10 protein-coding genes are annotated in these 14,815 nt (G+C 37.7%); all 10 read left to right on the top strand.

Features of this window, described 5'->3' with window-relative positions; translation table 11 throughout:
- Positions 1-5: 5 nt before the first annotated feature.
- The 10 genes from CG11_RS02605 to CG11_RS02560 all read left to right on the top strand — a co-directional run bounded on the left by CG11_RS02605 (position 6) and on the right by CG11_RS02560 (position 14,728).
- Entirely contained in the window at positions 6-1,742 is a 1,737-nt protein-coding gene (locus CG11_RS02605; RefSeq protein ID WP_052592822.1) for a T9SS type A sorting domain-containing protein, read from the top strand.
- A 269-nt stretch (positions 1,743-2,011) separates the two neighbouring features.
- Entirely contained in the window at positions 2,012-2,530 is a 519-nt protein-coding gene (locus CG11_RS02600) for a flavodoxin (RefSeq protein WP_052592820.1), read from the top strand.
- Positions 2,531-2,674: 144 nt separating this feature from the next.
- On the top strand, positions 2,675-3,685 hold the full coding sequence (locus CG11_RS02595) for an NAD(P)/FAD-dependent oxidoreductase (RefSeq protein ID WP_052592818.1): 1,011 nt from the start codon (positions 2,675-2,677) through the stop codon (positions 3,683-3,685).
- Between the two features lie 216 nt (positions 3,686-3,901).
- Positions 3,902-4,420, top strand: coding sequence for a Fe-S protein assembly co-chaperone HscB (hscB, locus tag CG11_RS02590; protein WP_052592817.1), 519 nt, complete (start codon positions 3,902-3,904; stop codon positions 4,418-4,420).
- A 272-nt stretch (positions 4,421-4,692) separates the two neighbouring features.
- On the top strand, positions 4,693-5,142 hold the full coding sequence (locus tag CG11_RS02585; protein WP_052592815.1) for a hypothetical protein: 450 nt from the start codon (positions 4,693-4,695) through the stop codon (positions 5,140-5,142).
- Between the two features lie 245 nt (positions 5,143-5,387).
- Entirely contained in the window at positions 5,388-8,084 is a 2,697-nt protein-coding gene (locus CG11_RS02580; protein ID WP_052592813.1) for a D-alanine--D-alanine ligase, read from the top strand.
- A gap of 19 nt (positions 8,085-8,103) precedes the next feature.
- Entirely contained in the window at positions 8,104-9,015 is a 912-nt protein-coding gene (locus CG11_RS02575; protein ID WP_052592810.1) for a PASTA domain-containing protein, read from the top strand.
- A 16-nt stretch (positions 9,016-9,031) separates the two neighbouring features.
- Positions 9,032-9,493 carry an RNA methyltransferase gene (locus CG11_RS02570; protein WP_052592808.1) on the top strand — a complete coding sequence of 154 codons (462 nt, stop codon included), beginning with the start codon at positions 9,032-9,034 and terminating at the stop codon, positions 9,491-9,493.
- 137 nt (positions 9,494-9,630) lie between these two features.
- Positions 9,631-10,536, top strand: coding sequence for a class A beta-lactamase, subclass A2 (gene bla, locus CG11_RS02565; protein WP_052592806.1), 906 nt, complete (start codon positions 9,631-9,633; stop codon positions 10,534-10,536).
- 160 nt (positions 10,537-10,696) lie between these two features.
- Positions 10,697-14,728, top strand: coding sequence for a LamG-like jellyroll fold domain-containing protein (locus CG11_RS02560; RefSeq protein ID WP_052592804.1), 4,032 nt, complete (start codon positions 10,697-10,699; stop codon positions 14,726-14,728).
- The last annotated feature ends 87 nt before the right edge of the window (positions 14,729-14,815 follow it).

Below are 14,815 nucleotides of genomic sequence, written 5' to 3'. Positions count from 1 at the left end.
AATATATGAATTTAAAAAAATTTACACTTAGTAGCCTGTTCGCAGCAAGTGCTTTGCTTGCATTCCCTCTACAGGCTCAACATTCCAACGAGTTCTACAACAATGGTGCTTTGGTGCACATCGAAGCTGGTGCTGAGGTACATGTTTGGGGAGACGTTCATATGCGTCAATCCTCTGGTGTATTAGAAAATAATGGTTTGTTGAAAACACAAGGAAATATGTACTCCGATGAACTCTTCCAACAAAGAGGAACAGGAACTACATTGATTGAAAATAGTGATGTTAACGTTGGCGAGCGCCAATTTATTTCGGGGAGTTATGCCGTACGTGGTGGAACAGCTCAAATTGGGGTCAACGATGGTTCTTTTTATAATTTAGAACTCAACAATGACCAAGGTATTGTTTATTTGGTCAATAGTGGTGCAGGGGCTACTCCTCAATATGTTGCAGATGTTAGAGGTTCTGTCAACTTTGATCCTCAAGGCTTAGGTCCTACAAATGCAACGAGCATTGTCACTAGCGATATTGGAATGGTTGGCGCCATCACATATCCAGCTAATGGGTCTGCTTATACTGCTGAGTTTGGTATGATGAACCTTGCAGCTGGTCAAGGAAATTACATCAACGATACATGGCATCAAGCTGGAGGGGACAACATGTCTGTTCAAGACAATGGTTATATCATTGGCAAACACCGTCGTGCAATTAACCCTGCTGGTGGAACCTATGGTTACTTTATTGGTTTAGAGCCAGGAGCACCTGTTGCTAACAATGGTACGAACAGAGGTTTTCAGTATGTGCACTTTGTATTTGGTGCTAATAACTATGACGTTCTATCTGGCTATTTTGAAGCAGGTAGCCCTAACAATACTATGGGAGCCGCTACAGAATGTAGTGGTTACGATATGAATGATTTTTGGGGCGACCGTCATGGAGAATGGATGTTTGATGATATTAATAATGTAACTAATGGTGGAGAATATGAAATCCGTGTTTGGCCACAAGATCCAACAACGCCTTGGACGGGTACCGTTTGGACAATATCGAAAGATGATGTTTTTGCTTATCCTGCTCCAAATCCATTACACAATGACTGTGGTCCTGCTCCTACCAACTTAAAAAGAACAGGATTTGAAGACTTTTCTGCTTTTGGTGTACTTTCTGGAATTGTTATTCTCGAGTCTCAGATTACAGATTTAATCGCTACTCCTATTAATAATAGATTTATAAAAGTAGATTGGGCAACAAGCAAAGAGGTTAATGTTGATCATTTTGTCATCGAAAGAAGTACGGATGATGCCAACTTTATTCCAATTACTACGCATACAGCTGTCGGCAATAGCCAAATCACTCAAAATTATTCTATTAATGACATTGCGGTACTACCGAATATCAATTATTATTATCGAGTAAAAACTGTCAATGTTGATGGTACTTCCGAATATACACATTCTGTAGTTGCAGCATTAACCAAAGATGGTAATGTTCAAACCGTTAATCTATTCCCTAATCCAATTTCTGACGGTGATGCCACACTAGAAATTGTTTCTACAATTGATAAAGAGTCTTCTATTACTGTTTATGATGCAATTGGACAATTAATTTTATCCAAAGAAATTAATGTACAACAAGGTTTGAATACCTATTCTATCAAAACAAATGACTGGCCAAGTGGCATTTACTATGTACACATCAACAGCGCACAATCTTCTACTGTCAAGGAATTAATCAAAACAGAATAAGATAAAAGTAAAATATGACTCATTGCTACTTTTTAGCAATTCTAAAAAGCTACTTCAATCAAATGAAGTGGCTTTTTTTTATGATTTATAATCTTCTATTACATTTCTTTAGCCCTCTATTTAGATTAAATCCAATTAAATGCATAGAGATGCTTTTTTTTATATTTTTTTACCGACATTTGCTCTCTAATTTAATAGAGCTTATCCTTATGAAAATATTAATTTGCGATAAGCCCTAGTAATGTTACAGGACAAGGAATCATTTACTTATGAAGAAAATAGGTCTTTTTTGGGGTTCTGATACAGGAATGACAGAAGAAATTGTAAATATATTGGTTGACTCTATAGGACAAGATCAAGTTGACAGCATCAATGTTTTTAATGCTTCGATAGAGCAGTTTGCTGCTTACGACACCTTAATATTAGGTTTATCTACTTGGTATGACGGGGAACTACAAAGCGATTGGGATGAGTTTTTTGAACAGTTCCAACAAGTTGATTTTAGTGGAAAAACCGTTGCCCTATTTGGGTTAGGAGATCAAGAGGGATATGCTGAGTTTTTTATTGATGGTGTAGGTATTATCGGTAAGGTTGTCCAACAAAATGGTGGAACAATTGTTGGGAAATGGAGTACCAAAGGATATGATTACGAAGCGTCCAAAGCTGTTGTAGAAGAAGGCTTCTTTATGGGATTAGCTATTGATGAGGACAATCAACCTCAACAGACAGATGAACGCTTAGAGCAGTGGATTGCACAATTAAAAGAAGAAGGTTTGTTAGATTCTTAACAATCGATTTCTTAAAATTCAAGAGTTTACTATTTTTGGGTTGTCTAACAACTATTGTGACCAAAAGAATCCTTCAAAAAAGTATATAAAATTTAAAATTTAGCTTTGAGTAAAAGCTTTTTGCCAAATCAAAAATGTATAAAAATGATAGAAACAGACATCATTATCGTTGGCGCCGGGCCTTGTGGTTTGTTCACTGTATTTGAAGCAGGTTTGCTCAAACTAAAATGCCATTTAATTGACTCTTTGCCTCAGCCAGGAGGACAATTAACAGAGATTTACCCAAAAAAACCAATCTACGATATTCCAGGTTTTCCAGACATATTAGCTGGTGACTTAGTAGATAACCTGATGAAGCAAATTGAACCATTCAAGCCTGGTTTTACCTTAGGGGAACGAGCAGAAACTATTGAAAAGTTAGAAGATGGGCGATTCTGTATGACATCTAGCAAAGGAACAAAATTGATTGCTCCTGTTATTGCTATTGCTGGGGGATTGGGCTGTTTTGAACCTCGCAAACCTCCTATTGGAAATATTACAGATTTTGAAGATAAAGGTGTAGAATATATCATCAAAGAACCTGAACTATACCGTGACAAAAAGATTGTTATTGCAGGTGGTGGTGACTCTGCCTTAGATTGGACTATTTTCTTGTCAGAAGTGGCATCAGAAGTGACTATTGTGCATCGTCGCAAAGCATTTAGAGGAGCGTTGGATTCTGTAGAAAAAGTAGAACAATTGGCCGCAGCTGGCAAAATCAAGCTACTCACAGAAGCTCAGGTAGTTGGTCTTAATGGTAATGGTCGATTGAACGAAGTGACAATCAAGCACAAAGTAGATGGGGAATTTACTCAAAACGTAGATCACTTTATCCCTCTATTTGGGTTGAGCCCTAAGCTAGGTCCTATTGCCGACTGGGGTTTAAATATTAGCCGTTCAGCTATTGAGGTAAATACATTTGATTACAGTACCAACATTCCTGGGATTTATGCAATTGGCGATGTCAATACCTATCCAGGAAAACTAAAGTTAATTCTTTGTGGTTTCCATGAAGGAACCTTAATGGTGCAATCTGCTTTTAAGCATATTTATCCAGATAAAAAAGTACAGTTCAAATATACTACTGTTAACGGAGTCAATGGATTTGAATCATAAACCATTCTAGGCTCTTTTTTATGCTCAATCCGGTTTCTAAAATGCAAACGGATTGAGCATTATTTTTTAGATTTACTAAGTAAACTCATCACTCCGTTCCAAAATCGTTTAAACCTGAAAATCAACTGCGAAGCACTTATATATAATAACAGGAAGTACGAGTAAGCTTTAAAGGAGCTGCTCACGAAATAATTAACGGAGTATTACACACTAATTATGAACTATTTTGAATTTTATAACCTCCCTATTTCTTTTCAATTAGATGCAGAAGCTTTGCGTCGTCAATTTTTAAAATTAAGCAAAAAATATCATCCTGATTTTTATACTTTAGAATCAGAAGAAAAACAAGAAGAAATCTTAGCCTTATCCACCCTCAACAACGAGGCTTATAAATTATTAAAAGATCAGGAAAAACGAATCAAATATGTTCTTGAACTTAAAGGCTTGTTAGGCAAAGAGATAAAAACAAACTTACCGCAATCTTTTTTGTTGGAAATGATGGATATTAACGAACGTGTTATGGATTTGCAATTCGATTACGATGCGTCCATACATCAAGCGATACAAACGGAGGTAGAGGAAAAAGAAAAAGAACTCCTTGAGCAGGTACAGCCGATTTTTGATACTTATAATGATGCAACTGCAACACCACAACAACTAGAGCAAATCAGAGATTATTACTTGCAAAATCGTTACCTTAAAAGACTTAAGGAAAATATGCAAAAATTGGTTTAATATTGTCTCCAAAGCGTCGTTTTATCTTTTGAAATGTTATATTTATGATATGTTTTCAAAATTAGTACTTAACTGCGTTATTACTGCGTAGTTGTGGATTCTATGCTTGCGATCACAAAAACAAAAAAAGCCTTCATAAACACTTGATTATCAAAATTAAAAACTAAAACCATCTTATTGATAATCAATTACGAAGCATTCATAGAATAAATGAAATAAATGAATATAATTTCTCCGCAAAGTATTATCACCATTAGACCAACTACTTTATTATGAACTTTTTTAACATTTCAAAAAACTTACTATTAGTATTTCTTTCTTTGGCAACCTGTTCTTTTTTTTCTAGTTGTGGCAATGATTTGGATTTGACGAATTATAAAGAAAAGTTAATTGGAGAATGGGAATTGAAAAATGTTGGAGACTTGCAAATGTTTTATCAGAATAGACCTTTCTTGCTCAAAAATGCTAGCATGACATTCAACTCCAACGGTACCTTGCAAACAAAAATGCAAAGTAGCAGTAATTCAACTACTTGGATTGTAGAAGAAGCAACTTGGTCGGTTACTCAATCTAGTCGAAAAGTTCTTAACAACGTAGGTGAAACACTTACCATAAAATCAAATACAGGGCCTTTTGATGATAATATTGCTATTGAATTTACAGATGAACGCACGTTCTACCTAACACTCAACGACTTAGAATATCAATTCATCAAAATATAAGGTAACTCCTTTGACCAATTAAAAGGCTTATGCAACCATTTACTCGTTGTCTAAGCCTTTTTTATGTAAGTACAAAAATAAACTGTAATTTTACAGCCTAACCTACTATCTATTTCGTGATAGTATTTAGCTACGCTGCTACTGCGTGGGCATTGATTATTACTTTATGAACGCACGATTAAGGGAAAAAATCAATCAATTATTTTTTTAGATTTACTTATCTCAAAAATTTAAGCATACAAACAATGCGTATCGGTATTTTTTTTGGAGGGACATCCAGAGAGCGAGAAATTTCCTTTGCAGGAGGTAGAACAGTTTATGACAATTTGAATAAAAGTTTGTTCACTCCCGTTCCTATTTTTGTTGATAGTCTGGGAAATTTTATTTTACTCAATTGGCAATTTTTGTACAAAGGCACCATTAGAGATTTCTACCCTCCTGCCGCCTATCTTCCCGAAACCAAACATTCTTTTCAAGTATATATTGAGAGTTTACAAGATTTAGAAGAAGTACAACTGCAAGAATTAATCGAACAAGTTGGGACACCTATTGCGGTAGATCAGCTTCCTGATTTAATTGACTTTGCCTTCTTGGCTTTACATGGAAATCTAGGTGAAGATGGTCAGATCCAAGGGCTATTAGAATGCCTTCGCCTACCCTATTCTGGTTCAGGTATTCGAGCTAGCAGCATTGGCATGGACAAATCCTACCAAAAGAAATTGATGGATGCCAGTGGATTTAACATGCCAAAAATGGAAATTGTCAAACGCAATCAATGGCTCAAAGGCTGCTCAAAAGATTGGAAAGCAAGCGTTGTCCAACAAATTGGATTGCCAATGGTTGTTCGTCCAGCCAATCAAGGTTCCTCTATTGGAGTACGCATTATTAACCAAATCGAGGATATTGAGCCTGCTGTCAATGCTGCTTTTTTTGTAGAAACGATTACTGCTGAGCAATGGAATGCATGGGCTGCTGCCTCAAAAGTTGATTTTCTTAAAACGCTAACAGATATACGGACAGGAATAGGTTTTCCTTTACAAATTATGGAGACCCAAACGATCCTATATCACCCTGAGGCTCTACTAGCCTTCTTAGAATCCTATTTCACACAACATTCTGTTGTTCATTTGCAAGGTGATAATTCAGAACATACGGTGGTATTGGAAGAATTTATTCACGGTAGAGAATTTTCTTGTGTTGTTATTCGAGGCGAAGAGAACGAAGCTATTGCCTTGCCTCCTACCGAAATTTTAAAAGGTAAAGAAATTTTTGATTACCGTTCTAAGTATTTAGCTGGATTATCTAGAAAGCTAACGCCTATTGATTTACCAGAAGCCATGATTCAATCCATTCGCCAAGAATGCGAACGATTGTTTGATTATTTGGAGTTTAACACCTATGCCCGTATTGATGGTTTTATTCAAGAAGATGGCCGCATTTTTCTAAATGATCCCAACACAACTTCAGGGATGTTGCCTTCCTCTTTTTTCTTTCATCAAGCAGCAGAAATTGGTCTAAATCCATCTCAATTTTTAACTTATATCATTCGTACTTCTTTAGTCGAACGCATACAAACAAGCACACAATTGGGACTGTATGAAGATATGTTGGACCAATTGGACGCTCAACTTAAAGAACAACAGCAAAACCTATCTAAGCGAGAAAAAATAGGCGTTTTTCTAGGTGGTTATTCTTCCGAAAGACACATTTCGGTTGAAAGTGGGCGCAATATTTACGAAAAACTAGCTAGCTCTGACCGCTATGAACCCATTCCAATTTTTGTTACAGGAAATCGCCAAGCACATCAATTATACCATATTCCTATCAATTTATTGCTAAAGGATAATGCCGACGATATTCGAGATAAAATTGCAGCCTATACAACACACCCCATTATTCTCAACATACAGCAAGCTTGTCATGCGATTATAAAACGATATACTCAAGAACCTCCTATTTTTTCACCTCGTTTGGTTCAATATGAACAATTAGGAAAAGAGGTAGATGGCGTTTTTATCGCCTTGCATGGTCGCCCAGGAGAAGATGGAGAAGTTCAACAATACTTGCAAGAGCAGCACATTCCTTTTAATGGTTCGTTGGCTAGTTCGGCACAAGTTACCATTAACAAATACGATACCCTGCAATTGCTAAAAAAGCATGGTTTGTCGGTAACAGATCAATTACTAATCAACAAAAAAGAATTCTTAGAAAATCCCCTAGCTATAATTAGTAATATTGAGAAAGTACTAACCTATCCTATTATTGGTAAACCAGTAGATGATGGCTGTAGTTCGGCTGTTAAATTGATTAAGTCCGCCACAGAGTTGGATGCTTTTTTAAAAGCCCTCTTCCGTGACAAAGAATTCATCAATCCTCACCCTGCTAAAATTTTGGGTTTAAAACCCAAGGAAGAGTTTCCCCAAAAAGAAGTTGCTTTGTTGGAAGCTTTTATTGAGAAAAAAGATGCGGTTCATTTTCTGGAAATTACAGGTGGATTACTAACTAAGTACGACGCTAAAGGCAATTTGGTTTATGAAATTTTTGAACCTTCCGAAGCTTTGGCAACAGGCGAAGTGCTGTCTTTGGAAGAGAAATTTTTAGCTGGTGAAGGTCAAAATATCACTCCTGCCCGATTTGTTCCTGCTCATTTGCCTTATAAACACGAGTACATTTCTAAACAAGTTCGTGCTACCTTACAAAAAGCAGCGGAAATACTAAATGTGACTGGTTATGCCCGCATTGATGCTTTTGTTCGCATTTTTGAAGATGGAACGGCTGAAACAATTGTTATTGAGGTTAATTCACTACCAGGTATGACTCCTGCTACGTGTATTTTCCATCAATGCGCTATTAATGGTTACAAACCATATGACTTTATTCATCAAATTCTAAATTTTGGTATTCAACGCAACCAACAGCTAGTTAATACTTACAGTAAATAGTAGAAAAGAAACATAAATTATGAGTAAAATACGTACCTTTTTTAGTGACTTGTGGTATCTCCGCAAAACCTTGCTAATCAACATCCTTGGTGTCATAGTATTAACATTTGTATTGGTTCAGGTGTTAATGTGGTCGCTGAGTTTCTATACTTTGCACGGTGAATCTATTGAAGTTCCCGACTTGGTTAATATGAAGTTGAACGAAGCTGAAAAATTATTAGCTACAAGAAAATTAGATTTTGTAATAACAGACTCTATCTGTAAAGGAAATAGTAGTGGCGGCATTATTAAAGAGCAAAATCCACGTCCTTCTTTCCGTGTAAAAGAAAGTAGAAAAATTTACTTGACAATTACCAGACATTCGGACTGTACAGTTAATTTGTACTACAACCAATTAATCGGTCGACCTAGAGAATATGTTGTCCGCCAACTACAACGAAGCAATCTAAAAGTAGGCAAACTAACTTATAAACCTGGTGGAAAAGCAGAAAACACAGTTGTGGAAGCCTACGTAGATGGTGTTCCTTTGTTTATCGAAGCCGATCCCAATGCAGGAGAAAAACCACCTACAGAACCTAAAAAAATACCTCAAAATGCTGTTGTAGATTTAGTCTTATTAGAAGGTGTTGATGCTTTGCCTCAATATATTCCTAATTTAATTTGTGATACTTATGGGGTTGCTGAGTTTACGATCAAAGGAAGTCAATTCAACTTAGGAACGGTTCACATTCAAGGTGTTGTTAACGATACTTTAGCTGCTTGGGTTTGGAAACAAAGTCCGTCGGCAGGAGAGAATGCAACCATGGGTTCAGGTATTGATCTTTGGTTAATGAGTGAATTTCCAGAGGGGTGCAAAGAAGAAGATCCCCTTCCTATAGACGAAGATGACTTGGGAGATGATGCTCTTTATGAAGAAGAAGGCAATGATTAAATAAAGACACATAACAATGAAACGAAAATGGGATACTAGCGAGGAACGTTATTTTGGTATTGGTATCTACCAACCCAAAACAGCAGAAAATATTGGTTCTCTATGGAGAACGGCGCATATTTTTAACGCTAGTTTCATTTTTATTATTGAAGAAAAGTACAAAAAACAAAGTTCCGATGTCCTAAAAGTTTGGTCTAAAATTCCACTCTTTCAGTATAAGACATTAGATGCATTTTTGGATAGCATCCCCTATAGTTGTAAGCTAGTTGGGGTTGAAATGGATGCCAAGGCACAAGCAATTAAATCATACCAACATCCTCCAAGAGCCATCTACATTTTAGGTTCTGAAGACAACGGGCTTCCGCACCAACTAAAACAAAGATGTCATGATTTAGTACAACTCCCTGGCGATCATTCTCTAAATGTTGCCGTTGCTGGTAGCATTACAATTTTTGATAGAATCAACAAACTAGAGTGATCATAACTTAACGCTATGAAACCAATCTACTAGTGTCTGAAGTTGTCTGTTCCTTTAGGTTCGATTATAAAACCCAATAACTACTTTTACAATAGTTAGCTGCGCTGCTACTACGTGGTCGTTGAAAAACTTTATTTATGATGGTCAAAATAATAACCTCCTGTTTTATCCTTCTACTAACCTTAAGTGTCACAAAAGCGCAATCTATTGAAACGTTACGAGAGAAGATAACAACGGTGATCGAAAACAAGTCGGCTACGGTTGGCGTTGCCATACAAGGAAGTAATTCCAACGATAGTATGTCGATCAATGGTCATCAACATTTACCCATGCAAAGTGTCTTTAAATATCATTTAGCTTTAGCTGTTCTTCACCAAGTTGATCAAGGGAAACTTCGCCTAAATAAAAAGATTGTTATTAGAAAAAAAGACATTCAAGCGTACAGCCACTTATGGAGTCCATTGCGTAAAAAGTATCCCAATGGTGCTAGAGTCAGTATAGCCGAATTACTCCAATATACGGTTGCTTTAAGTGATAATCTAGGCTGTGACATATTGTTCAAATTGATAGGAGGCACATCGGTTGTACAATCCTTTTTGCATAAAATTGGTATCAAAGATATTGCCATTCATCACAATGAAATGGTCATGCAATCAGAATGGGAAAAACAATACGACAATTGGACAACAGCCAAGGCGGCCAATCAAGTTTTAGAATTATTTTTTGAAAATAAAAACAACTTATTGAGTGCTCAAAGCCACCGTTTTTTGTTGGAAACCCTAAAAGGTACTAAAACAGGGAAAAAGAGTATTCGTGGGTTGCTGCCCCAAGCTACTATCGTGGCACACAAAACAGGGCACTCTGGCAAAAACAAGGATGGTTTAACAGGAGCATTGAATGATATTGGCATTGTCTTTTTATCAGACAATTCTTATTTTTATATAAGCATTTTGGTAAGTGATTCTATGGAAGAGGATAGTGTTAACCAACAAATTATCGCAGAAATAGCTAAGCTTACTTGGGACTATTTTAATCAACCATAACGATTACTGCTCATAATATAAGCTATCCAAGACACTATTTGTTATAGATCCATACCCTTTATTAGCTCAATAAGCCACGACCAAAGATGACACAATAAGCATACTTCTATAATGATTTATTCTTATTTTGTTTTTCTATTGATAATCAAAGGTTAGAATTATGCAAAAATGGCTGCTTATATATTGTTTATTCTTTTCGATTGGAGCTGTTGCTCAAAATTTACAAACTCCCTATCCTTTGATGGATACTACAGTACCCAGTTGGGTTACCATGATGTACGCTCCTAATCCCAACCTTAGTGCCGTACAAGTAGCTTTTGAACGTTATTATCAAAATCATCCTTTCCAAAAGAACAGCCATACACAATATTACAAACGCTGGCAACGTCACTTTGCGCGCTACCCGCATTGGGGAGGAATGAATCCTACAGAACAACGGCATTATCAACAAAAACAAGCCGAGTATTATCAAAAATCGTTGCAATTAAAACAACAACGCAGTCCTACTTCTAGCTGGCAATGTTTGGGACCCTTTGATTTTGATAAAACCGCTGCTAGTACGTCTTATGCTTGTGGGGCAGCTCATGTTTATACTGTAGAAAAATCAAAGAGTAACAGCAACGTGCTTTATGCAGGCACAGCGACAGCAGGCGTTTGGAAAAGTACAGACAATGGCAAAAACTGGTCTTTAACAACCCCCAATTTGCCCGTTAGCAGTGTAAGGGCTTTAGAGATTAGCTTTAATGACCCACAAATTGTCTACTTTGCGTCTGACTTGGATGGGAAAGTATACAAAACCAACAATGGTGGTCTTTCTTGGAGTATAACAGGCGGGACCGCTTTTAATAGCCTACAGCATGCTTGTACCGATATGGTCATGCACCCTACGTTTAGCAATGTACTTCTTTTAGCCTCCAATCAGGGCTTGTACCGTACCAATAATAGTGGTGCTACTTGGACGTTGATACAAGCAGGTAACTTTCAAGAAATAGAATTTCATCCACACTTGCCACATATTGTTTATGCTGTCAAACAAGTTAGCAACCGAACAGAGTTTTACAAATCTATTGACAATGGGCTCACTTTTACTCAAAAGCCGACAGGTTGGCCTGTTCCCGCTGTACTAGGTGATCAACGCCGTACAGAAATAGCAGTATCGCCCAACGATTCGAATAAAGTCTATGCGGTTTTGACTGGTCAAGTAGGTTTTGCTAGTGGATTGCACTCCATGTTGGTGAGTAATGATGCGGGTGAAAGTTGGTCTAGTATCTGCTGTGGGGCTGCGCTCTTGAATTTTCCGAGTGCCTCCAACCCTAATCTAATGCACTGGTCGGATGATGGTCTTGGAAATGGGGGGCAATATTACTATGATTTGGCACTAGCTGCCGCTCCTAACGATGCTGATTCAGTATTAGTCGGTGGTGTCAATTTGTGGTTCTCCAGCGATGGTGCCAATACGTTTTCTTGTCCTGCTCAGTGGGATCATTCTTACAAAGATAATTACGTTCATGCTGACATCCATGATATTCGCATATACGATCACGAAATTTGGATAGCTTGTGATGGGGGCATTTTTTATTCGGATGATAATGGTGCTCATTTTCAACGTCGAATGAAGGGAATTGAAGGAACTGATTTTTGGGGCTTTGGGACAGGTTTTCAAGATGGCGAAGTCATGCTAGGAGGCACGTATCACAATGGCACCCTTTTGAAGGACAACCATGTTTATATAAACGATTGGCTTTCTACAGATGGAGGGGATAATTATCGTGGCTTTGTACACCCTATTCATACTCGTTTAACCTTTTCGGATTATGGCAAGAAGAGCTTATCTGGCAACCGATTAATTCCCAATACCACGACTCCAATGCCACATCTTCCTCATGCAGGAATTACAGTAGGTTTTTCGGGGAGTATTACCACTCATCCACAGATTTATAATACTATTTATAGTACAGAATTTTACAACCTTTGGAAATCAGAAAATAATGGTCTGACATGGGAAAAAATTTATGATTTTGGAGATGGCTTAATTACTTCTTTTGAAATTTCTTGGAGCAATCCTGACATCATGTATTTAAATTATCACCCTAGCCAGCCTAATGCTGATCGCCTCATTTATAAAAGTACGGATGGTGGTTATAGTTGGACAGACATCACTCCCCCCCCAAGCCTTATCCCTAACCATCGCTGGGTAACTTATGACTTGACTATTAGCGCTACAGATGCCAATACACTCTGGGCAGCTAGAATTTCTAAATATGAAGGAACACCTATTTTAGATGGAGAACAGGTTTATCAAACTACCGATGGTGGACTTACTTGGCAAAATAAGACAACTCCAGACTTAGACGGCGTGTATAGCACCAACATTGAGCATCAAAAGGGCAGTCAAGGAGGGCTGTATTTAGGCACACGGAACGCTGTTTATTACAAAAACGACAACTTGTCTAATTGGGTTTTGTTTAACAACAATTTGCCTTTAAGAACACATTCTGTGCAATTGGTTCCTTATTATAAAGCGGGTAAATTACGCAACGGCACCAATCGTTCGGTTTATGAAGTTGATTTTTACGAAAACACACCTCCTGTAGCCCAAATTAGTGTCCATAAAAAGAACAGTGCTTGCCATCGAGATACCTTCTATTTTGCTAGTCATTCTACCGCTCGAAGTAATGCTAGCTATACTTGGCAATTTGAAAACGGACAACCCAGTAGTTCTACAGATGAAAACCCCAAGGTCGTTTTTGGTAACTCTGGTAGCTACAATGTAACCCTTACCGTTAGCGATGCTTGGGGAAGCGATACACAGGTTTTAACAGATTTTATTCACATTGCTAGTGCTTGTGAAAAAGATACCATCCCTGGCTATGCGCTGCAACTCAGTACTCCTAATGATTATGTTCAAACAGAGGCACTTCAGTTGACGACCAACCAAATGACTCTATCGGCATGGATTAAAGCCGACAACATTCAAAATCAATATACGGGTATTATTGCCCATAGCAATGATAGTTTTCCTGCTGGACTACTATTTGGCAACAACAATGAACTCATCTTTCAATGGCCAGGGGCTCAATGGACGTGGAACAGTGGTTTGTTTGTTCCTACGAACGAATGGGCACATGTTGCTTTGGTGATTAGTCCTGATTCAGCAAGGGTCTACTTAAATGGAGTTCCCAGTACTTATGCCGCCAACATGGGGCTTCTTCATTGGAAAGGGGGCATCACTATTGGGCGCTATGCCAATTGGATTAGCCGTACCTTCAAAGGCAAAATTGATGAAGTCTGTATTTGGGACATTGCCTTGAGCCAAGATGCCATTCGAGCAAGTCAACACCTAACCAAATATACTGTCGATCAGCCCAATCTAATTCATTATTATCAGTTCAATGCTTTAGCACCCTTGGTACAAGATAGAAGTGGTTTACTGCACGGAACATTTTTGGGTACAGCTAGCCGAGTGCTATCTACTGCTCCTGTTGGTGGGGGACGTAGTGAAAAAATAGAGGTCAACAACAGTGGTCTTTTTGTTAGCGCTGCCACACAGTTGTGTTTTGCTACCCCTTCTTCTGGCATTTATTCAGATGGAACATTGGTTTTAAATCGTCTCAATGTTGCTCCTGACCAAATCCCTGCCAACAGCTTGGTCACAGGTGGTTATTGGATTATTAATAATTATGGTCATAATACCCAATTTACGGCATTAGACAGTATTCTATTTAAAACACTTACACCTATTCCTTTCGCTCCTAATGATTATACCTTATACCAACGTTCGGCTAGAGCAGATGGTGCAACCTGGGGAGTTGTGCTAGATACTTGTGATGCCATCCAACAACAAGAATTCAGTTTCTCAAATCATTTGGCGTTAACAACTTGGGGACAATTGGTCATCACAGTAGACAGTGCGACAATAGTCACTGCACCTAGGGTTGAAAAAGAGTATTTGCCCAATCCTGTTACTGTCTTTCCAAATCCCATTGGCAAGGAACAACTATTGCATATCCAAACACAGGCTTCAGCAACCTATCAAGTTAGTATCTATAATTTAGAAGGTCAAAAAATAGCAACTTACTCTTTTGAAGGTAATTCTACTCAAGTACAATTGCCAGCATTGACACAAGGAATATATGCCTACCGAATTGCTTCTTCTGAGATAATTTACAATGGTTTGTTTCGATATCAGTAATCTAATGTGTTTATTTGTTTTCTACTTCGTCGAAGGATTGTTCTATCTATTTATTTTTTATTGACAACCTAATCGCACCAAATCAAC

The organism is Aureispira sp. CCB-QB1 (assembly GCF_000724545.1).
Classification (GTDB): Bacteria; Bacteroidota; Bacteroidia; order Chitinophagales; family Saprospiraceae; genus Aureispira.
The sequence above is the reverse complement of the archived record's forward strand: the minus strand, read 5'-3'. Positions and strand labels throughout refer to the sequence as shown.

What these genes read in the sequence shown, in the direction of transcription:
- CG11_RS02605 (WP_052592822.1), top strand. Translation starts at nt 6, where the DNA reads ATGAATTTAAAAAAATTTACACTTAGTAGCCTGTTCGCAGCAAGTGCT.
- CG11_RS02600 (WP_052592820.1), top strand. Translation starts at nt 2,012, where the DNA reads ATGAAGAAAATAGGTCTTTTTTGGGGTTCTGATACAGGAATGACAGAA.
- CG11_RS02595 (WP_052592818.1), top strand. Translation starts at nt 2,675, where the DNA reads ATGATAGAAACAGACATCATTATCGTTGGCGCCGGGCCTTGTGGTTTG.
- hscB (WP_052592817.1), top strand. Translation starts at nt 3,902, where the DNA reads ATGAACTATTTTGAATTTTATAACCTCCCTATTTCTTTTCAATTAGAT.
- CG11_RS02585 (WP_052592815.1), top strand. Translation starts at nt 4,693, where the DNA reads ATGAACTTTTTTAACATTTCAAAAAACTTACTATTAGTATTTCTTTCT.
- CG11_RS02580 (WP_052592813.1), top strand. Translation starts at nt 5,388, where the DNA reads ATGCGTATCGGTATTTTTTTTGGAGGGACATCCAGAGAGCGAGAAATT.
- CG11_RS02575 (WP_052592810.1), top strand. Translation starts at nt 8,104, where the DNA reads ATGAGTAAAATACGTACCTTTTTTAGTGACTTGTGGTATCTCCGCAAA.
- CG11_RS02570 (WP_052592808.1), top strand. Translation starts at nt 9,032, where the DNA reads ATGAAACGAAAATGGGATACTAGCGAGGAACGTTATTTTGGTATTGGT.
- bla (WP_052592806.1), top strand. Translation starts at nt 9,631, where the DNA reads ATGATGGTCAAAATAATAACCTCCTGTTTTATCCTTCTACTAACCTTA.
- CG11_RS02560 (WP_052592804.1), top strand. Translation starts at nt 10,697, where the DNA reads ATGCAAAAATGGCTGCTTATATATTGTTTATTCTTTTCGATTGGAGCT.